This is a genomic window from Paenibacillus sp. PDC88 (assembly GCF_900106725.1).
In the GTDB taxonomy this organism is placed as follows: Bacteria; Bacillota; Bacilli; order Paenibacillales; family Paenibacillaceae; genus Paenibacillus; species Paenibacillus shunpengii.
This window is the reverse complement of sequence record NZ_FNNT01000013.1, coordinates 63,012-85,085: the sequence shown is the minus strand read 5'-3', so window position 1 is coordinate 85,085 and position 22,074 is coordinate 63,012. Positions and strand designations below refer to the sequence as shown.

The window sequence follows — 22,074 nt, the reverse complement described above, 5'->3', positions numbered from 1 at the left end:
GCACTTAAGCGGTTGAACCGCCGTATACCGAACGGTACGTACGGTGGTGTGAGAGGTCGGCTACTCAATTAATGGGTAGCCTCCTACTCGATTGTTCATAAACCCTCTAGAAAGGGGTGAGTAGAGGCAATGGATTTAACACCAGGAGAACTTATGAGAACATACCGGAACAGAAAAAACCTAACTCAAGAAGAACTTGCAGAGAAGGTCGGTTCTTATCAGGTAAGAATAAGTCGTTTGGAAAATCAGTTAGAGTTGCCGACTGACAAGGAGATTGAGGATATAGAAAGAGTTCTGGGTACTTCCATCTGGACGAACCAGAAAGGGGATGCAATGAATGGAGCATGAAACAGAGCGTGAACGAAAACGCAATGTTATCATTGCGACTCCTAAACCAGACCTTGGTGAAGGTTTAAAGAAACATTTTGAGATTGAAGGGATAAATGTTCTCGGAGTATATGTCATCATAGAGCATCTTATTGAAGACCTTCATTCTTTCAAAAACCAACCTGATTTTAAGCTAGATGGATTGGTCATTAACAGTTCAATGGCTAAGAAAGGAAAAGATAAGCGGCTTGAGTTTTTAGCAGACGTAATCGAGAAAATAAGAGATGACTTTAGTGAGACCTCTATCATCTTCCTGTCAGATGAAACACAGGGTCATCCATTATTAGCTGAGTTAGTATCGATGGGCATCTACAACATATTCGCAAAGTCTGCGCAAAAGTCGGAGTCTTTAAATGTCAAACAGTTGATTCGTTGTATTGATCATCCCATGCTTTACAACGAAGTAAAGAAATTTCGTGAGTTCGACAAAGATATCCCCTGGAGGAGATTTGTAAACGGCGGTCAGTCCATCACAATTAATGTTAATTCTGCTAAAGAAAGCATGCATGAAAAACAAGAAGCAAAGGCAGTACCTAAAGAAAAACGTATTCCTACTATTAATAGTGATTCTCAAACAATCACCGACGAGAGTTCTCCAACAACAACTGTTAATTCTTTGGAGTATGGGAAGCAAAAGGGTACGGAAAACTTACAATTGCCTGACATATTAGAGGAAGATCTCGAAGAAGAAGAATTCCTCTGGACTTTACCTCCTGTGAAACCAAAGGTGATTGTCCGAGATCGTATCATAGGCAAACAGATAATTGCTGTAGCAGGAATTGATAGAGGAGTAGGGACGACGCATACAGCGATTCTTATTGCTAATTACTTTGCATCGCAGGGGTATCAAGTAAAGTTAATCGAATGTAGTGGCAACAGCGAATATGTCTATATCGAGAAATCCTACGAAGGTAAAAACGTAGATTTGAATCGATCTGACGAATTCCAAATTAACGGAGTTACCTTTGTCAAGAACGACGATGAGATAGACATGGCTTCACAATTAACATCAGAACATACACATATTGTTTTGGATCTTGGTCTCTATGAAAACTCTAACTATATTGAAGAGTTTCATCGTGCGGGAGTGCAGCTACTTGTAGGGTCGGGGAGTGAATGGAAGCAGCACACATTGAAAAAATTTATAACTTTAAATCGCGCTGATATTCAACATAGATGGAAATTCCTTATTCCCTTCGTAGAAAAACAAACAATAGACGATATCCAGGGCGAAATCAAAGAATTTTCAGTTCGAGCCATCCCTTATCATCCAGATCCCTTTATGGAGCAGGATAACACGGGGGAATGTTTCGATGAACTATTTGAAGGTCGAGTAACAAAAAAACGTAAGATAATCAAAATCAGCATTGCAATTCTCGGGATACTTGTATTTGCAGGAGTATCGATGTATTTCACTTTATAGGAAGAGGTGTGTAAGACGTGTCAGTAATCAGGCAACGTACGAAAAACCTGTTAGCAGCTGGCGTAGCAGGAGCAGTCATTATGGGTGTCATTTTTTCTGGAGGGGCTGTATTCGTATATAAACAGCAAGCAGAGGAAAAGAAACAGATCAGGTCTGAATACGAGCAGAAATTGCAAGAAACGGAACAACTTTTACAGCAGGAACTTGCCGTTAAGAAAAGCGTTGTTGTCTCTTCGGGAGAGTTGAAAGCCGGTGTGAAACTTACGGAGAAAAATCTAAAAACTGTGCAAATCTCAGAAAAAGATGCTCCAGCCAATATGATTCAAAACCCTGATGATCTTGTAGGTAAAGTTGTAAAGATTGATGTTGGTGAAAATACACCGATTATTAGTTCCATGGTGTTTAATGAAGGTCCTACACCAGCTGATCTTCGTTTCCATGAATATAATGTCATGATTCTCCCAACGAAACTCCAGAAAGGACAGTACGTCGATGTACGGATATCATTCCCTACTGGTGAAGACTTCGTAGTGCTTTCTAAGAAAAAGGTCGAAGACTTGTCTGGTACGACTGTCTGGTACGACATTAATGAGTCAGAACTGTTGGTTATGTCCAGTGCTATCGTAGATGCTTACCTACAGGGAGCAAAGCTCTACGCAATCACCTATGTCGATCCGTTTTTGCAAGACAAAGCAATCCCGAATTATCCTGCAAACGCGAAGGTAATCGACCTAATACAATCTAATCCAAACGTGTTAGAAAAGGCAACAGAACAGCTAGGTAAAGTTGCAAGAAATACGCTCGAGAACAATCTCTCACAAATATCTGAAGTTGATCGGATGAAAATTCAGAATGGAAGCTTGATTCTCCAACAAGAAGTGGCAAATAACCGAATAACAAATGAGCAAAATAACCAGGCGCTTTCCGAAGCGCGAGGCGGTGTCGGATCAGATGGTACTCCTGTAGACACAAGTACTCCGTTAGTGACACCTGAATCACAACCGACAAGTTCAGGAATTCAAGAGGATCAAATAGTACAGCCGAACGATTCGCAAAATGACCAATCTGCTGATGATATTCAGAAACAACAAGATGTTTTTGAACAACCGCTAGTTAAATAGAAAGGAAGCCTCCTATGAAGAATGCATTATTCATTGGTTCCACGGATATAAGCGATCTGCTGCAATATGCGAGTAAAATATTAACGGTTTCAGGAAAAAAAGTGCTTCTTGTTGACGGCACTGAAGAAAGATACATCCGGTACGGTACTCCACTACCCAATGAGAACATCAAGGTAGTTGAGTTTGAAGAATTTGATGTTGCCGTAGGGTTTGAAGATATAAAAGAGTTGGATGAATATTTGGTAGAACATCATCAATATGAATCAATTATCCTACACTTCAGCGGTAATAAATTTCTTGAGTGGAACGACTTCCAACGTTTCGATCATAAATACATTGCAACATCTAGTGAAAAGATGTCCCTCGATAAGACGATAAGGTCCCTTCAAACCCTATATGAGGAAACAGAAAAGGATGAGCAACAAATACAATTCACAAAAATCGTCGTTAATGGCATTGAGTCCGATCTAGCGTCAGAATATTTAGAGACTGTATTAGGACCATTGCCAATCAAATGGGCTGAAGAAGTAATAGAACTTTACTTCGATGAGATTGATTATTCTATTAAAGTCAATAATCAACACGAAGGAAAGATCAACATTCGCAAATTATCGCGTCACTACAAAAGAGCTCTCGAGGACTTAAGCGAGGCGCTCTCAGATATGGAGACACGGGAAATGAAAGCTGTCATGAAACAAGTTATAAGGAGGTCATACGGATGGGGCAAATAGCATTTTGGAGCGGCCGCCACGGTCAAACAGGTAACTCAGCAAATATGATTGCGGCGTCGAGCATACTAGGTATCGAATACGTAACTCGTACACTCATTTGCCATACTCAATGGGAAATGTCTTCTCTTGAGTCGACGTTTCTAAAAGACAAAAAAAGTTCGGAAAATATAGAATACACGCGGAAGGGCATCGACGCTCTCGAGCTATTAGCGAAGAGCGATAAACTTGCTCCGACAGCTGTAAAGGATTATACGGATACCATTCTAAAGGATCGCTTGGAACTACTACGAGGTACATCCAAACCTAACGAAGAGATGTTTAATTCTGTCCTTGATGTAATCCAAACAATTTTAGATGCTGCGAAGAACTATTACAATCTCACTTTAGTAGATGTCAATAGCGGCATTAAGAATAAGTTCTCAAACGTGGTCTTGGAGCCATCAGATCTTGTGGTTGTTAGTTTAAATCAGAACAGAGCCGTACTGGAGGAGTTCTTTAATAGTCCTCCACCATTCTTGGAAGATAAGACATATGTAATTGTACTTGGACAATATGATCGACATTCGAAATATTCACTATCAAATATCAGCCGTATGTTTAAACCGAAGGTTCCTATTTTTACTGTTCCTCACTGCACTGGTTTTATGGATTCTTTGAACGATAAGACAGTTATTGAATTCTTTCTGAGAAATAAGAATATCACGAACTCTCACGATAATTATTATTTTATGAGCGAAGTTCGTAGATTCTCGAAAGGGATACTTGATGCGGTCGGTCTTGATACGAAGATTTTTAGTGAAAAGGGGGCATGATTCATGAGTGCAGGAGCGCTGCTTAATATATCACTCATCCTGATCATGTTGTTCCTTGTTGGGGTTCTCATTTTCTTTAAACTAACGGATAATCGCAACCCTCGCAAAGACCCACATAAACTGGATAAGAAGTATACATTCGAGGGATTGATCGAGTACGTAAAAACTTGCCTTAATGAAATGACAACAAGTAACATCGACGATCTAGGTTTATCTGAAGAGGAATATACTCGTCGTATGAATCAAAGGTTACAGCTGCAGAAAGCTTTAAAAAATAGTCCTTATGGCGATCTCCAAGATAAAAATTATGTAAAAAACACCATATTCGACTTACTACTGAAAACTTATGGGTTAAACGATGAGAACATCAATAGGGTCATACCATTCGATAATAAAAAATTACTAACTTCTAAAGATAAGCACGATATACTTCTACATCTTTATAAAAAGAAACATGGCTCTAACGCACTAGGCGCTCTTTTTGAAGCACACGGTCTCGCAGAATTGAAAAACGTGATTGAGGGAGGAACAGTTTCTTCTTATATCATTACTGACAGCGAGATTCACGAGGTGTACCAAAAGGAGATCAAGCCTCTTTCTTTTGAGGACAAACTCCAGATTATCGTTCAGCGTATCTATGAGCAATATAAAGGTTTAAGTGTAATTGACGAAATCAGAGACATGAAGATTGATGGGGTATCCGGCGGGGTATCGGGTGTTCCCATAGATCAAGTAGATCTAGACGATTATGATCTCTCATTCGTCTCAGGCCAGCTGAAAAAGAAGACAACCAAATATAGTCACGATAGCATCTGGGTCTTCTATAAAGGGAAGCCGATTCACTTAGCTTACCTCACATTTGGAACTGAGTCTGAATTGAAGCGCGTATGTCAGAACATATATAGATATAACAACCCTGGACAACTGTCTGATTCAAATGGTTTTAAAGTCAACGATATGAAAGATGGGTCTCGTGTGGTAGTTGTACGTCCTGGATTTTCTGAATCATGGGCCTTCTTTGTAAGGAAATTCGATATAGCCAATGCGACTCTTGATCAATTGATACCTGAAACAATCGTAGGTCGTGAGCTGGTTTCTGATGCCATCAAGTTTCTTGTTAAAGGAGCTCGGGTTATGGCCATCACTGGACCACAAGGTGCAGGGAAAACTACGCTTCTCATGGCAATGATTAAATATATCGATGCGACATACAGACTTCGTGTTCAAGAAACAGCTTTTGAACTTCATCTTCGGAAAATATACGGAGATCGCAACATTCTCACTTTTCGAGAAACTGAAACCATATCCGGACAAGCAGGTCTTGATCTATCTAAGAAAACTGATGGGGACGTAAATATACTCGGTGAGCTTGCAACAGATCCTGTAGCTGCTTATATGATTCAGACAGCACAAGTAGCCAGCTTATTCAGTCTCTTCACTCATCATGCCAAGACATTTAAAAACCTGGTATTTTCAATTCGCAACTCCTTGCTGAAAACGAATATATTTACTGATGAAAAAATAGCTGAGGAGCAAGTTGTAAGTGTACTAAACTTTGATATTCACCTTAAGCGCGATCCAAACGGTTTTCGTTACATAGAACGAATCACGGAATGTATACCACTCGATTATCAGGATGATTATCCTACTGATTTTCGAGAACTTGAGGGTTTAGAAGAGAAAGTTGGAGCCTTTATGGAAACCGCTACGGAGTACTTCCGAAGAAAAACGGATAGAAGAGTATTTACTGAAAGAAATATAATCGAATATCGTACTGGTGGATATATCGCTGTCAATCCAATTTCTGAAAGAAACAAATCTGAAATGCTGGCACATATGTCTGACGTAGATCAAATGGAGTTCAAACAATTTATCGACGAACACTGGTCATCCAATATTAATGGGGGTGAGGAAGCATGGATACAGAGAAGCTAGCCGTTATTATTTCCGTAGTATCGATGTTCCTCGGTGTGGTCCTCTATGTAATCTATAAAATTGTATCTCGAAAGTTACAGAGAAACGGAACTGAAGAAATCTATTCAAATTTTAAGCAACTTACTGGAACGGGGAAGTCTAAATGGAAGCAACGAGTTAATCAGCTCCTCTTAGACTCGTATATGGCATATAACAAGGTCCCGTTACTACGGTCTTACATCCAAAAGATACGCAGGAGACTTCAAGCAATTCATTCATATGATGAGCTGACTATGCGACGCGAGACAATGAAAATTGTCTTCTATACGCTAGGGATCATGGCCACCTTTGTAATAGTACTTTTACTAATGAATCATGATTTAACATTTGTTTTCATGCTGCTACTAGCTGCAATCGTTATAAATGGTATGTTAATCGATACATTTGTTCATAGGGTGGAGGATCGATTACTAATTCAGCTTCGAGATTTACTTAAGGACGTACGTCACCATTATCATCAGCATGGAATGATCGAAGAGGCTCTACATGAAGCATCAGAAACATCGTCCTATGAAGCGTCTCTTCATGCAAAGAAAATTTATGAAGTCCTAGTATCAGACAAACCAGAAGAAAGCCTGGCTGCTTATTACGAGAAGGCGCCGAATCGGTTTCTCAAAGGATTCGCTGGTATGAGCTTTCTGGTTAAAGAGTTCGGTGATAAGGTCGTGAAAGATGGATCGTTGTTTCTGGACAACCTCAATAAACTTACAAGCGAAATTAACTTGGAAATTTTGAAAAGGACTAAACTGAACTATTTATTTAAAGGACTTACTGCTGTAGCGATTACACCAATTATATTTACTAAACCAATTGAGATTTGGGCATCGAATTACTTCCCCGCAATGGAAGAATTCTATTCAGGTAAAGCTGGTTTCCTTATCCAAATAGTGATATTTGCTGTTATCTTACTCTCGTATATCTTGCTAAAAAAAATGCAGGATCAGCAAGAAGGCACATATGTTGCCAAAGTAAGAAAGCACCCATGGGAGAAATTCGCATTTCGAATACCTGGAGTCGATTGGCTTGTTGATCGCTTAGAACCAGCTAAGCGAACTGCTGCTCACTATAAAATAAGTAAGCTTTTAAAAGATGCTAATGCCGGTATTCCTATGGAGTGGCATTATCTGCATAGATTAATGTTATCCGTTGGTCTATCAATAGGACTCTTGATATCTTTTACAATGATGCACACAATTACGGTCAAAAACGTGATGGAGGCCCCAACTAGAAATGATTCATTGTTCGGTCGGATGACCGCAGAAGAGTTGCAAGTTGCTCAATCCACCACTGATTTTGATAGCAATATCATTAATCAATTGAAGGGGGTGAAAAAGGATGATTTGCACAACGAAGTTGTTCAATTGGTCAAGCAGAACGAAGAAGTTGCCACCAACGATACCTTGCTCAACAATACAACGCAAAGAATAATTGCAAAGATTGATCAAATCAATTCTGAATATCTCAAGTGGTGGGAAGTGCTAGTTTGCTTAGTGTTGGGTTACGTAGGATACCACATACCATATTGGATTCTGATTTTCCAAAAACGTATAAGGGCAATGGATATGCAGAATGAAGTGGATCAATTCCATACCATTATAGCAATGTTAAGCGAAATCGATCGCGTCTCAGTGGAGATTATACTTGAGTGGATGGCACGGTTTGCTTCTATTTTCAAAGCTCCGTTACATACATGCGTACTTAACTATGAAAGTGGAGCTGAAGAGGCGCTCGAAAAATTAAAGATGGATGCTCCATTTACTCCATTAGTAAGGACCATTGAGAAATTACAATTGGCTGTCTCCCGTGTCCCTATTAAGCAAGCCTTTGATGATCTTGAAACAGAGCGAGCTTATTATTTTGAACAAAGAAAACAGGATTACGAAAGAACTATTGAAGAAAAGGCAAGTTGGGGCAGATTGCTCGGATTCGCCCCTCTATACACTGTCATCTTTCTTTATCTTGTAATACCACTTATGTACATGAGCTATTCACAAATGAGAATCTACTCCGAACAATTACAAAACTTATAATAAAGGGGAATATCAAAAATGAGTAATGCACAAAAAGCATTATTAATGGCAGCAGGACTTTTCTTGGCTATTGCTTTAATAACGACCGCAGTGTTAATGTTTACTTCCGCTCAAGATGCAACGAAAACAGCTCAAACAAGTTTCTCTGAAATCCAAACGGAATTAGCACAAACCTCTTTCACAGTCTATGATGGCACGACCGTATCAGGTAGCCAAGTTGTAAACGCACTCCGTAAGTTCCAAGATAAGGGCGAGTTTGGTGTTCAAGTCATCACTGGTAAGAACCCAACTGGATCTTGGTACTTTAAAACTGTAAACACAACTGTGCCTGTAGGAAGCACAGGATATGGTTCTATCACGTCAAATAATACAACGGGTACCCTGACTAATGCTGCAAACGAATCGAGCAATGATTATATTAATCCGTCTGGTAAGTTTAAAGCGGAAATTATCAAAGATAACAGCAATGTGATTCGTGGTCTCATCTTCACACAAAACTAATTCAAAATAGCTAGGGGATGGGCTCAATTAGCCATCCCTAGTTAAATACAAGGGTGATCATTATGGGACTTGGTGAGAATACAAGATCCGCAATATATCTTGCGTTCGCTTCATTCATTTTTGTAGCTGCCTTATCTATTTCATACTATCTTTTCAAAACAGTTGCTGATACAAACGAAATGACATACACAATGACTGAACAATCCGATCGCAGTATTACTACCACTCTTAAGGTTCCAACAGAATACATAGTGACTGGGGCTGAAGTTCGTCAGTCGATTTACAAAATAAAAGATATTGGGGTTGATATAGTAGTTGATGGCGTTCTATATCCCAAAACATTGGATACTAGCACCGTTAATGTTTCGGGTATCAATATTGCTAAAAACTATACTCCTACTTACGTTCGAGATTCAAAAGGAATATTGACCTTGTTACGGTTTAATTAAAAAGGGGATGTAGATCGTGTGGAATTATTTCGAGAAAGTCTTCGGCTTGATACTTGCATTAGCGCTTATGTTCATATGGCCCATTTCTAATTCATTAAACAAGCAAGATGATATCTCAGAGATCGTTGTACTCAATTCAGTAACTCAATTCGTCGATTCAGTAAGAGATAAGGGTTTTATCACTCCAACAATGTACAACCAATTCTCAGATCAATTAACTCTAACAGGTAACACATATGATATTCAAATGGAACACTTACACAAACGCTATGACCCCATATACAGCGATGCCGGGGAATTTCTCGGTGGCTACAACGTAAACTACGAAGGATTTTACAATGCTCAAATAAACGAGAAACTCTTCCCGAGAACATCAACTGATGGAATTGATCATCCTAACCGCGTATACAAGTTGGCAGCTGGCGATTTCTTTAATGTAACTGTGAAGAATACTAACCGAACTGCTGCCACCCTTATAAATGACATTCTGACAAATACAATTAATTCTCCAAACAGCAAGATTGTCATCCCTTATGGGGGGATGGTGTTAAATGAAGACTATTAAATTTACAATTATCTTCACCGTGATTCTGCTTCCATTTTTCATTATTAATAATATGAACGTTGAGCATAACCGAAAAAACACTATTCTTGAGCTTCGATATAATCATGCAATCGATACAGCAACACAGGATGCGGCAAAAGCATTAATGACAAATGCTAGCCAAGGTCAAGAAGCTCAGTACGAATTCCAAAAGCGAGTTCGGATTAATAAAGAGGAAGCTGTACAAACCTTCTTCAATACAATGTATGTAAACTTTGGAGTATTTAATGATCCAGTTGGACAAGGAGTTATCCAATCTTATGTACCTGTTATCGCGATAGTTGGATATGATGGATACTATGTGTATTATATGGACGAGTACACCAATGCAGATGGTCAAACCGAACTCAAGCATGTATGGAGTCCAAAGAAGCCGTATGCACATGCAGATCAGTATGGAAACTCTTTTTCGTTTACACTTGATGATTTTGTCACAGTAAACCGTAATTCCGATCAACAATGGTTTGAAGGTTTCAGAGGAGAGATATCATCATTAGCTGAAATATCATTATTAAATGATGCAAATACGTTTGAACAGGTGAGAAGATCTACAATTGTAAAGGCAATACAGAATGACCTTGAATATTACATTAATCAATACAACAACTTTGCGAAAAAATATGGTGTAGCTTACACTTTCACACTCCCACTTATTAGCCAAGAAGAGTGGAATAATACCATTAACGATGTTGGAGTACTATCTTTTGTACAAGGTATTCCTATGGGGCAGGATTACTATAATAACTATGCGTTAGGTGGAAGTCGGCTTGTTAAAACACCAGTATATCACGGCATTATTGCTAACGGCAGAAAGTACTATTATTCCGCAAATTCGTGTACTTCTGATTTTACTACTTCAGAAGTCTTTGGATCAGAAAAAGAAGCTGCATCCAACGGTTATATACCCCTAGATTGTACTGTCGGGAATAGGCAATAATAACAAGTTTTATCGAAGCAATTGAGTTCTACGATAGTAACCTTAATTATAGTTTGACAGCATTTATCCTATCATTTAATATTATTGTATAAATAAACTGAATATGATCCATTTGGATCAAATATAAGCGAAGCACGCTTCTTGCCCTTAGGCAATTAGCGTGCTTTTTTTGTATTTCATATAAGGAGCTGGTTACCATATTTAATGATTTATACCGATATTATTTTATGTGGTGTAAAATTCGTGCACCTTAACAATTCAGCTTATTATAGAGATAAGGGTTAATTTCTCTATAAAACCATCGTCTCGAAAGGAGAAACAAATGAAAAAAGTTGTTTTATCTACTATTGCCGCATTAACACTATTAACGGGGAGTTTTACAATTACTCAACCGCTTGCCGAAGCTAGTTCTATCACTAGTAGTTTGAAATTTAAAGATGTCCCGTCCACTCATTGGGCTGCATCAGCGATCGCATCTGCTGTAAAAAACGGATATATGAAAGGCTACACAGATGGTTCGTTTAAACCGAGTTCACCTATTACAAAGACGGAAATGGCTGTAATCCTAAGTCGTATTGAAGGGCAGCCTACAGTAGCTTCTGGTAAAACCTTTAGTGATGTTCCTACTTGGGCTAAGAGTGCTGTCAGCGCAGCAGTACAGAAAGGTTTCATTAGTGTTTCTAAATATGGTAATAAACTAAATGCAAATGCGGCCCTTACGCGTGGAGAGATGGCTACATGGCTTGCACAAGGACTTGCTGCCGTTCATCCCGACTTTAAGCAAGCATTGTCTGATGTTACTAATACGGTAATACCAGCGAAAGAATATTTTGAGGGTAAAATGCCAGCTGCACAAAAAAATGCAGTGGCCGTGACTATGGGGACGGGATTAATGAGTGTGGGTAGCGATAAGAGCTTTGGTGTAAGTAAAACTACAACTCGTGCTGAAGTGGCAGTCTTACTTACTCGCTATACCAATGTTGCTAAGAAAGATCCTAGTGATCTACAGGCTTTAAATGAACTAAGGGAAATTGGACTAACAGGAACTAACATAAAAACCATTGTTCCCAAATATGTGAAAACTCCGGAGGAAAAGTTCCCTACAAATTACGATTATAGTAAAGTAACTGATGATTTCTCGAAAATCCGAAACAAAGAATTGGTAACAAAGAGAAACTATGCAACAGTAAAAATTAAAAATTGGATTCTCGTTAATCCATATGTTAAAGGTGAAGAAAGAAGCATATATTATTCAGTTTTCTTGGATGAAGGAGATAAACCACTGCGCGGATCTTATTACTCATTTGCCGAATTTAATTTGAGTATTACCAGTGCTTCTATGACACAAGTACAAGCAGGAAATTTAATGAGTTCTCCTAGTTTTATTGCTGCAATTTCACCTAATTCTCAATCGTCTAAAGAATATCAAATACCTGTTACTAGTAAAATTACAACATCGCGCGGAGAATTTACTGTAAAGACTCCAATCTACTGGGGAACTGGTTTGTTGCATTTTGATAAATCACTAAGAACGGGAGTTAGTCTTGTTTCAGAAGATGGCACCGTGTTTGATGTCATCCCAAAATAAATAAATAAGGATGATTGTCATTGAGTTACCGTAATAATTTTATAAAACAACTCATCACAATAAGCTTACTTTTCTTAATATTTATCCCTATAAATTCAGTAACTGCGGGTGGAGGACCTGGTCAAAAACCAGCATTAGAGGCTCCGTATTTTGAGCCTTCTTCACCAGCAAAGACTCAAAAGAAAGTCATACCTGCTGAAGGTGTGGCGGATACCAATATTGGGGTTTATATATGGCAACAGGATAATTTGCAGTGGCGAGTTGATGGGTCGTGTAATGGGCAATTATTGACCAATAACTCTCTCACAAATAAACCTGTCTCATCTTTGGTATGTGTTGATCTTGATTTAAGCTCACCATATTATATCCCATCCGAATGGAAGGATAAGAATGGTGAAAGGGTTTTATCAACTGAACTTGTTGAAAGTACTCAGAATCCAATTTATATGGACAACGATAACTATTACACACCAGGACTACCAATCTTAGTAAGTGTGGATTCCTTTACCGGTAAGCGAGTAAAATTCACAGCACAAATCGGCGGAGCAATAGAGCCTCAAAGTTATGGTCCATATAACGGGGATAAATTTAATGCTGTGTATAATATTTACACTGACCTTTATTGGAGAGGTAGAGCAGAAGTAACCAAAGAAATAAGCCTAACCGATGGCGGTCAATTGTCTACTGGACAAACCAAACAATTGACCGCCAAAGTGAAAACTAAAAATGGTGATGGTAATTTTGGTAGTGAAACTACTATATCTGCAGGAAACGGGACAACCACTTGGGAGTCATCTAACCCAGGTGTTGCAAGAGTAAATAGTAATGGACTCGTTACAGCTCAAAGTAAAGGAACAACAACTATTAAAGTCCTTTGGGAAAAGGACGGATACCGATTAACAACAACCACTACGGTTACTGTAGGCGAGGAAACTGGTGGTGGGGGTGGAGAACCAGGTGGCGGCGGCGCTTGTACATACACACTAGGTACTCCATCTCAAGTTTCAACCACAAGCATGTCTGATATGAATCCAAATACCAATGGTGTAATCAGAGCAGATAGTAGAGGATCAGAGAAGTTTGATGTATTACAGGGTATTCCAACATCTGAATCTCTTTATACCAATGCATTTGCTGATAATTATTTGTTCAAGCATGTGTGGGCTAAAATGTCTGGGACTATTACTTACGAGTGCAATGTTGATGTAACTTACGCTCTTGAATGGACTGTTCCTGGAGAGGAAGTTTGTCCTCCAGAAGGTGAAGAAGGAGAATGTACGCCAGGACCACCTGAACCTAAAACAGACACGGCGGATAAACCTTACTCGTTTACCTTTACACGTAACTATTCTTACTGGCAGATCAACAATTTGGAAGTATACGAGATATCGAGAGCGGACATGTCAAATGATGCATTGCCTAGTGGGAAAGTCACAATGAATCCTAGCGGGTATACTTCCCCGTCACTAGTATCCCAGCATGATCCATCTGTTGAATCTCATGTAACTCCTGGAAAAGGAGCGAGTATAAGTTACACTCCACCAGTTTTAAAGGGGGGACTAAACTCTCCACCAGAAGTACCTGATGACACAGAATTACTAAAAGGAATGGCGGAAGGTGACACTCCAGAAGCTAAAGTCAAAAATGATAAAGTCGTTTTCAATGGTTCTACGATCATGAATGATGCTGAAGCTACAAAGGATGGACCTACACCTTCAAATATTCCTAGTCCGTCAACAATTGGACAGAATGTGCTATATAAGCCTAATAACATGATAAGCAGTACATTCTTAAACCGAAGCAATATCCCAAGTTCAGGAAGAATCTATTATAACCTTCTGCCTGGTAATGTGAACGGTGGTTCGAATACCGATTTTGCAATCAGTGGTATCAATAGTGTAACGGTTCATACTCCTACTGTGGTGTATGCCAATGCTTCTGACGATGCTGCTCATAACCAAAAGACGATTCCGAATTACTCTAGAAGGGCTTTTATTTTGGATAGACCTTTTACGGTAAGCATTCCTACAAGTGGCCAACATCGAAACATTCCAGGATACGGGAATAGGGACTACGCGAAGTACATTAAATTGAAGCAAGTCCGATTTGAGTTTGACGTATATTCAGCAGACAGGAACAGTTTTTATCCAGCCAATACTTGGATTGAAATACCGGTTACTCAAATCGAAACCACGTTCTATTTACCGAAATGGGTAGATGAAGGGAACTACACTGTTTATTATCGCTCCTTTGCTGAAAACTCTCCGAACACTGGATTTACTACGGAGCAAGATGCGAACTTAAATCTGGCCAATCACGTTGCGACAGACACAGTTCCAGTAGAGGTTATAGGACGAATTTACGACTTCAAAATCACTGATATTGCTGACCCGAACTGGGAAACAGTGTTTCGGACTGGGAAGGGAAGTAGTATTCCAAAGGGTACATCCTATTCGGTTGGTCCATACGGGATTGATGCAGCTCCGAATGGTTCAGTATTTCCGTATCAGTTACCAATCAGACGAGGAAGCCATCCTCTTGCAAACTACAAGAGTGTCGCAGTAAAGTCGGGGTATCATTTCAAATTTGAAATGAAGACTAAAGGGAATTTGTTTGGAGATAAGGACGCGGTAAGAATCACTCCGAAGTTCTACTTCCAAGATAATAACCCATTAACACCGGCTAATCGTGTTGAAGTTGATTTATATTATCATTCTCAAAACCAAAAGTTCATAAAGATAGGTTCGACAGAAGATGTCGAGCGGAGGGAAATTACTATGAATACCCGTCTGCGCAATGTACCTTACACCGACATCATTAGTACAGCAGGTTCTATCTATGATCTTAACTCAGGTTGGACGATGACAAGAGATCAATACATTAACTCATTCGTGAAGCGGTCGACAGAACCAACATACGTTGGAGGATACGATGTGCAAATTCTACCTTCTCCACTTCGGACCTTCATTAACACCTTTGAGCGACCTAGCAATGCAAATGCAACACCAGCCAGAGTCAATGCTTCTGAACAGAAATGGTATGGGGAATACAGCCTGCCAGCTGCTGTGTATGCTGTGCCGAAAGGTACAGATCTAGCTGCATATGGACGAAGCAACCGCTTGAATGATAAATCACCTATTTTCTTGAAGAACGGTTATATCACAGTCAACTTCAACATTGAGACGATACCTAATGCAAACCTAGATAATCCTCACCTTCAATACATTCACGGTCCTTTAAACAACCAATGGTGGGATATGGAAGGATTTGACGGAGCAGATGGAACTCGTGACCATGTAATTACAGATCCATATGGCGTCCAATTCTTGCTGCAAGATGGTGATGTAGTATTCTATGATGCCAACAAGTCATCTTATGATGATTATAGACCATATGGTACGCACTGATTCATCAAAGAATGAGTGAGGAGGGGCCCAAACTAGGGCTCCTTTTCTTCTTTTTTTCTTGAATAGAATACTCGTTGTTTATGATTTCCAAATGCTATATAATTGAATTAATCGAATATAATCAAAAGCGGAAGCACCGCCGATCCTGATAAATTTATGGGACGGCTGTGCTTTTTTTTATTAAGGAGGAGAATAAATGAAGAAAGATATACAGAAACCCATTATCCTGGGGAATTACTATCACGGAGATGGAGAAATGGCTTGGGGATGGTGGATGTATGAGCACGCTCAACTTGCTATTATTGGTGACCAGGAACGTTCACCACGTCGCAGGATTGTTTCTGAGATAACTGAGTTGCTGAGCAGAAGAGATCAGGATTGTGTTTATATGATCTCGACAGAAAAGCCAGAGTTTGGGAAGTCTACTGTACTGAATACGATCCCTTGGGTAGAAGAATTCTCTGACCCTCCCGAGCACTTCGATGATCGCCAAGTTTTTATTGATAACCGTCATTTTTTTTCGTCCTCTTACTTTAATCTGCAGGCGAAGATACTGGATATTCCGCGAGGAGATCTCCTCCCTCCAATTAGCTTTAGACCTCATATTGAGGGACCATTAAAGGGTTATAGGAGAGCAATAGAAGGTCTTAGCGAAGAAACGCCACATAAGGAAGGATTAGTTGCTTCCTTAAACAGTCTCTCCCAAATCACATGGATACAAGTTAACGATCAAGGATATAAGTTTTATATTAACACGGATAACAATATCTACGAACAAGCTCTGGACTTCCTCACAGCTGCTTGGTCTTTTTGGTCATTTACATGTCAAACTGATGCTCAGCAGCAGATGCTTTTGGTAGTTGAATTACCTAAAGACTTGTTACGGCACGGGATTGATCCGATGGTAGAAAAGATTGTATTTCAAGCATTAAACATACTTAGATATGTTTCCCTTGTAACTACAACTACCCTCGTGCTGTCCTCAGAAATGCTGTATCCAGCTCCGGAATTGAATTTTCGTTATAAACTTCTTTTACAAACTCATGATTCGGACGTAGATTTTACTAACGATAACATCCGGAGTTCCATTGACTCAAAGCTGCTTGAAGAGTGGGAGCAGGGCAACAATAATATTGGACTATGGATGGATGATACTGCAGGGGAAATTGAAGATGCACGTATAACGATTCGGGTTGGTCATAAGGCACCTGAGATCTGGGAAGATTTCGAAATGGCTTAAAAGCACCTTATTCCGTAATTCGTAGTAACTGTGATATAATAATTTCATACCTTTGAACATTCTATTTTTTTATCCCACGTCATGCGATATGGGACTTTCTAATCAATAATTCACCCTTAAGGTGCCTAAGTCTGTCTTCTACCAGACCATAGCCTCCTTAAGGGTTTTTTTATTATAAGGAGGAGTTATATGAAACAAACATTCTTTAATGAATTATGTGCAGCAATGGGAGTGAGTAGTGAGTTGGCCGAACTTTCATTTCAAATTCCGACCGTTCATGAAGGAGTTCTCCATTTTAGAGCGTTCTGTCTTGCGGATATGCTCATCAAAAAGGTAGCATCAGATCATCAAATATCTTGGGCAGAAGTAATGAACGTATTTACATACTCAGAGGACAGGATATACGCATTTATTCAATTTAATTCATATATAAATGCGTTCCCTCTTGAAATTCCGATCATAGCACTTAACGGATCCAAAGCTCAGGTGGAGGTAACGATTGCTAAAGTATTAAAAAACCTACCTGAACAAATCAGAGTTTGGCTAAAGGTTACCAAGCAAGGTTACAAAAAGATGACTATCAAAGAGTTCTCTATGAAATTGAATAGAAGACCTAATTACCTCCGTAGCTGATAAGTCGCTGCGGTTTTTTAATGAAAAAAATATGGGAGGCGAATTAATTGTTTTCATGTAAAAACCCTGAAAAGTGTAGAAATGAAATGGTACGAAGAAGTAACATTCAAGAACGATTTTATTCTCAGAATATCGAAATTATTAAAGCCGCTCAGAGCAATAAAGGAACCAGGCTTAGTATGATTGAAAATTCCCACTCGGCAGAACGGGAAAACTTTAGAATGTATTCAAGAACGCAATTGATCCAAGCGTTTCTTAAAGGAAAAATGATTAGTTCTTCCTATAACAAAGTTTTTGGTGAATACCGTTTTGTACTAAAGTACAGTTTCAAGACATCTGTTGATTATGAGCGGCCGATACATCTCATTGTCGCGACCCACAAAAGCAATCTTCTAGATTGGACCATAATTACCGTAATGGACCCCGCTTCTCGTAAATTTAAGTGGGATGATACCTATGAAAATCAGATTTGCTTTTGTGATCGAAATTCTACGTTAAATTATGTATATAACTGAATTATCCAATGATCGTCGATCCATGTATAATGGACTTAGCGAAATCCGCGAGGGGGAATCCAGATGGCTCTCAATTCGGACTCGTTAAGTTCTCTGAACTTAACTGAGGAGGAACTGATTATGTTGAAGATTAAAGCAGCAATGTATACCAACGGTGATACTCAGGAATACATTAAAGGACTAATATTAAGCGATAAAAGATCCGTACCTGACTATAAAGCGTATTGCACTTCTTGTCACGATGTAAAGGAAATGATCTCGGTTAATCGCAATGAAGAATTCATTCTCTCTGAGTGCGAAAGCAGTATGCGGGTTGTAGTTGAATCGGTTCCGAAGCATAAATGCTCCAAATGCGGCAGCATCACATCCAATATGAAATTATCTGCAGCTATTGAGGAAGCGCTTGAGACAAAGCTACCTAATATGAGATCAGATGAAAAAATACCATTTCAAGTATTGGTCTCCTAAGAATAAATTACATAGAAGCCACGGGGATGATCCGTCGTGGCTTTTTTTCTATGGAAAAATAAGTTTAACTCATCTATAATACTGATATACCATTTATCATTTTCTCTAACTTACGGAAGGTCAGGCGACTATCCGCATTCTAATAATCCATTTGGATTAATTGACCAAGACTAGTTTTCTTGTGTCTTTGACTTAGAATCGGGGTTGTTCTGACCTTTTTTTGTTGAGTAATAGCTAAATGCCTCCCACCGGTTGAGTGTTTTCTTAATACTTCATAAGGTGGTTTTTTTAATTAACTCTAATTTAGAAGGAGGGATTTCTGTGGAATTATTAATCGCGTTTGTAGTCGGAGGATTAACTAATCTTTTCGTTGCATCGAAGTTGGAAGGTGGGGTATTACTGCCTTACATCAAGAAGGTAGGGAAAAAACGATTCTTTATTCCTGGTTTGTTTGGTGACTTTGTAATTGGTGGGGCTGCGGCTTTGGCTGCATTTTCGTTCTTTGAGCCAGTTGGATATGCTAAGATTATCGGCACATCAGTACTTGCAGGCTTCAATGGGCTTACCTACCTAGCTAAAAATGCTCTGTCCAAAGTTTCTGATGTCGAGGCTAAAACTATTGATGAAGAATATCAGAAACTCATCGGTATCAAAGATGGAAAAGATAAACTTTAGCTCACTGAAGTTGTTTAGATTGAAGCTCTAAAACCATAAAAAGTAGCCGAGGTGTAAACTATGGAGGATTCGAACCAAACTTTAAGCGAAATAGTGGAACTCATACACAAGATCTATTACCTACGAGAGAAATCAATCGATACTGTAAAGAAAGCAGAATATGAGGAAAAACTTACTCAACTTTTTGAACTTAAGAAGGAATTGGAAACGGAAGTGAGCCAGATTCGAGTGGTTGCTAGGTTTTCGAAAAAACGGAAAACCCATACTGAAAAGTCTGATCGTAGAAGGAAAACGGGGTTTAATCGAGCACTACATACCTTGACACTTGAGACGGTAGCTAATTGAAAAGAATCGAAAAAGCCTGAACACTATGTGTTCGGGTTTTTTTGCTTATCTCTAACACTCAAAATAGATTTCTTTATAATCTTTCGATGATTTCGGCAATTTCTGTGTGTGTTAGACTGTAAGTGTCAAATATATATTTTAAATTTAATTACATGAACGTGTTAAAAAGTAGCCTAACAACCTTATATTGTCACTGGAAGCCATCTAGGGCTTTACACCATATAAGTGAGGTAGTATATATGCAAAAGCGTGAGGTATTGAGTTTCATAATTAGCGACCGTGGCAGAAAGGTTTTCAATGTAATCGAGCCTACCTTCGATATAAGCTGGATAGAACAGAAAATACTGGAGCAGAGGAAGAAAGGAAGAGATATTTACTGGTACTCTTCTGTAAAACCGGTGAATATCGCTAAGAAAGACAACCAGGAGCAATTCGGATATACATACACGATGGATTCTGTATTCCTTCTAGCATCAGAAAGAAGCGATTTCTAATACCCAGAAATTATTGTACATGACTTGTGTACGGAGAAAATAAAGTAGTAGACTGAAGGTAATGATTTGACGCGGTTTATGCTTTGAAAAATCGTCTCTCTTCGATAAACAAGTATTAGACTGACTAATAAAATGAAGCAACGGCAGACCAAGACTGAAAATAAAGTCTTTTGACTGCCGCTGTCTTTGTTGAACTAACGTTTCCCGTCGTATTATGAGGTCATCCTGTTTTTACTGGTTACCACTTTTATTCCGTGGAGTATTTGTCAGTAGCCGGGGCAGCTCGAACGTTTCCCTGGGTCTGTAACCCGTTGCTAAAACTGATCTCTTCTTGTACTCCCCTATGAGTTCATAAGGAAGAGTTTTTTCTTCTTCGATAAAAAAAATACCCACTTATAATTAATGTTAAGGCTGCAAGAATAATCAAGCTAAAGGAAAGCTTGATTTTTTTGTTCCATTCATCTTTACCTTTTTGGTAGTAAGTATTAAATAATTCAACAATATCTTCATCTCCACGAATTTCATCTGGCAGAAAAAGGGCTTTATTTTGGCTTCCTGTCTCAAAAGCAATTTTTCGATAATTATCCGCCTCAGTGTTCGAATCGAAGCCTTCTTTATAGGCTTGCTGTATATCTGGATAATCTGAGTATGTATTAGGGTTGTATTCTACTAGTTTAAAATGAGTGGTGTAACCTTCTTGAAAGGCGGCTTCTTTTTTATCTTCGTAACCATTCGTATAACCTTTTTTGAAAGAATCTACAAATACTTTAGGCAGATCTTCTGGGATTGCGAATGGAATTAAATTATAACCTGATTTGTACCCCTTCTCTTCAGAGGCTCGTTCAATTTTCTCCACCGCTTCAGCTCGCCCCTCCTGAAATCCTATCTCATATGCTTCTTTAACCGACTTAATACCTAAATAAAGATCGGGAATCCAAATTTCTTCATTACTTAATCCATACTTATATCCCTCTTTCTTTGAACTCTTCTTGAGCTCTTCTATTCTTATTGCTTTTCCTTCTTCATAGCCTTTTTCATATCCCGCTTTATACCAGCTATATTCGGCCGTAGATAACTGCCCGAATTGATCTGGATGAAAGTCTAAAAACGAAAGTTCGTTGTAACCATGTTTATATCCAAGATAATGTCCTTCTTGAACAAGCTCATCATAATGTTCTTCAAGCTGCGCCTGAGTCCTTTCTGAAGAAACGTTATCGTCCGAAACTTCGTCTGAAGACACGTCGTCATCTGAAGATGATAAACCGCCACCGTTATGGTAGTGGTATTCTCCAGTGGATAACCCCCACTTGCCGCAATTCGTTCGACAAGTGTGTCCACCAGAGCTATCTGTTCTGCCTGGGTGTGCATCAGCAGTATACGAAAGAAAGAATAATATCATGACCATAAGCAACAGGGATGCTTTTTTCAAGTAAGTTTCCTCCAGTAATTTTACTCTCAGTAGTAACTATTAATGAAGTTTGTTCCATTAGAGAAACTAGAATGCTCCAGCCCCATCCATATTCACTATACTGCCCGTTAATTAATTTGAAAAATGAATGGAGCAGCTACCAACGGACAAACTGTTCCAAGTTTTTCTAACCTAAGACTCTACTGCTTCTCCATAATGTCTAGTTGCTTCTCTACCACACAACCATTTAATCCATAAGAAGATAGGATCACATAGTACCTATATTCACCCAATAATTAAATAGCCGGAGAGGACATTGAATACCGTGATCG

The 22,074-nt window shown here is 39.0% G+C and carries 19 protein-coding genes; 18 read left to right on the top strand and 1 reads right to left on the bottom strand.

Going from position 1 to position 22,074, the window contains the following annotated elements; all coding sequences use genetic code 11:
• Nucleotides 1-129: 129 nt before the first annotated feature.
• From BLW49_RS25750 to BLW49_RS25655, 18 genes are all read left to right on the top strand, one after another.
• Nucleotides 130-348 (top strand): helix-turn-helix transcriptional regulator, encoded by a 219-nt coding sequence (locus tag BLW49_RS25750; protein WP_090727819.1) that lies wholly within the window; start codon nt 130-132, stop codon nt 346-348.
• Nucleotides 338-1,810, top strand: a complete 1,473-nt coding sequence (locus BLW49_RS25745) for a P-loop NTPase family protein (RefSeq protein WP_090727817.1) — start codon at nt 338-340, stop codon at nt 1,808-1,810. The genes BLW49_RS25750 and BLW49_RS25745 overlap by 11 nt, the downstream gene beginning before the upstream one ends.
• 17 nt (nt 1,811-1,827) lie before the next feature.
• The gene (locus BLW49_RS25740) at nt 1,828-2,931 is read left to right on the top strand and encodes an SAF domain-containing protein (protein WP_090727816.1); all 1,104 of its coding nucleotides are present in this window, start codon (nt 1,828-1,830) and stop codon (nt 2,929-2,931) included.
• Between the two features lie 14 nt (nt 2,932-2,945).
• The gene (locus tag BLW49_RS25735) at nt 2,946-3,662 is read left to right on the top strand and encodes a hypothetical protein (protein WP_090727814.1); all 717 of its coding nucleotides are present in this window, start codon (nt 2,946-2,948) and stop codon (nt 3,660-3,662) included.
• On the top strand, nt 3,650-4,474 hold the full coding sequence (locus tag BLW49_RS25730) for a hypothetical protein (protein WP_090727812.1): 825 nt from the start codon (nt 3,650-3,652) through the stop codon (nt 4,472-4,474). The genes BLW49_RS25735 and BLW49_RS25730 overlap by 13 nt, the downstream gene beginning before the upstream one ends.
• A gap of 3 nt (nt 4,475-4,477) precedes the next feature.
• Complete coding sequence (locus BLW49_RS25725) at nt 4,478-6,409, top strand: ATPase, T2SS/T4P/T4SS family (protein WP_090727811.1); 1,932 nt, start codon at nt 4,478-4,480, stop codon at nt 6,407-6,409.
• Nucleotides 6,391-8,478, top strand: coding sequence for a hypothetical protein (locus BLW49_RS25720; protein ID WP_090727809.1), 2,088 nt, complete (start codon nt 6,391-6,393; stop codon nt 8,476-8,478). Before BLW49_RS25725 ends, BLW49_RS25720 begins: the two co-directional genes overlap by 19 nt.
• Nucleotides 8,479-8,496: 18 nt before the next feature.
• Nucleotides 8,497-8,979, top strand: a complete 483-nt coding sequence (locus tag BLW49_RS25715) for an ABC transporter permease (RefSeq protein ID WP_090727807.1) — start codon at nt 8,497-8,499, stop codon at nt 8,977-8,979.
• 62 nt (nt 8,980-9,041) lie between these two features.
• The gene (locus BLW49_RS25710; protein ID WP_090727806.1) at nt 9,042-9,428 is read left to right on the top strand and encodes a hypothetical protein; all 387 of its coding nucleotides are present in this window, start codon (nt 9,042-9,044) and stop codon (nt 9,426-9,428) included.
• Between the two features lie 16 nt (nt 9,429-9,444).
• A complete protein-coding gene (locus BLW49_RS25705) occupies nt 9,445-9,993 on the top strand; it encodes a hypothetical protein (RefSeq protein WP_244533623.1) in 549 nt (182 codons plus the stop codon).
• Entirely contained in the window at nt 9,980-10,969 is a 990-nt protein-coding gene (locus BLW49_RS25700; protein WP_090727804.1) for a hypothetical protein, read from the top strand. Before BLW49_RS25705 ends, BLW49_RS25700 begins: the two co-directional genes overlap by 14 nt.
• Before the next feature lie 322 nt (nt 10,970-11,291).
• Nucleotides 11,292-12,557, top strand: coding sequence for an S-layer homology domain-containing protein (locus tag BLW49_RS25695; protein ID WP_090727803.1), 1,266 nt, complete (start codon nt 11,292-11,294; stop codon nt 12,555-12,557).
• Nucleotides 12,558-12,577: 20 nt separating this feature from the next.
• Entirely contained in the window at nt 12,578-15,964 is a 3,387-nt protein-coding gene (locus BLW49_RS25690) for a DUF5704 domain-containing protein (protein ID WP_244533621.1), read from the top strand.
• Nucleotides 15,965-16,160: 196 nt separating this feature from the next.
• The gene (locus tag BLW49_RS25685) at nt 16,161-17,204 is read left to right on the top strand and encodes a hypothetical protein (protein WP_090727801.1); all 1,044 of its coding nucleotides are present in this window, start codon (nt 16,161-16,163) and stop codon (nt 17,202-17,204) included.
• A gap of 189 nt (nt 17,205-17,393) precedes the next feature.
• Nucleotides 17,394-17,837 carry a hypothetical protein gene (locus tag BLW49_RS25680; protein ID WP_090727799.1) on the top strand — a complete coding sequence of 148 codons (444 nt, stop codon included), beginning with the start codon at nt 17,394-17,396 and terminating at the stop codon, nt 17,835-17,837.
• Nucleotides 17,838-18,472: 635 nt separating this feature from the next.
• On the top strand, nt 18,473-18,820 hold the full coding sequence (locus BLW49_RS25670; protein ID WP_139237043.1) for a hypothetical protein: 348 nt from the start codon (nt 18,473-18,475) through the stop codon (nt 18,818-18,820).
• Between the two features lie 321 nt (nt 18,821-19,141).
• Nucleotides 19,142-19,495 carry a DUF4257 domain-containing protein gene (locus BLW49_RS25665; RefSeq protein ID WP_090727795.1) on the top strand — a complete coding sequence of 118 codons (354 nt, stop codon included), beginning with the start codon at nt 19,142-19,144 and terminating at the stop codon, nt 19,493-19,495.
• Between the two features lie 584 nt (nt 19,496-20,079).
• Nucleotides 20,080-20,334, top strand: coding sequence for a hypothetical protein (locus BLW49_RS25655; protein WP_090727792.1), 255 nt, complete (start codon nt 20,080-20,082; stop codon nt 20,332-20,334).
• A 349-nt stretch (nt 20,335-20,683) separates the two neighbouring features.
• Here the strand turns inward: BLW49_RS25655 and BLW49_RS25650 are convergent, their stop codons facing one another.
• Nucleotides 20,684-21,763, bottom strand: coding sequence for a YHYH domain-containing protein (locus BLW49_RS25650; RefSeq protein ID WP_090727790.1), 1,080 nt, complete (start codon nt 21,761-21,763; stop codon nt 20,684-20,686).
• Nucleotides 21,764-22,074: the final 311 nt, after the last annotated feature.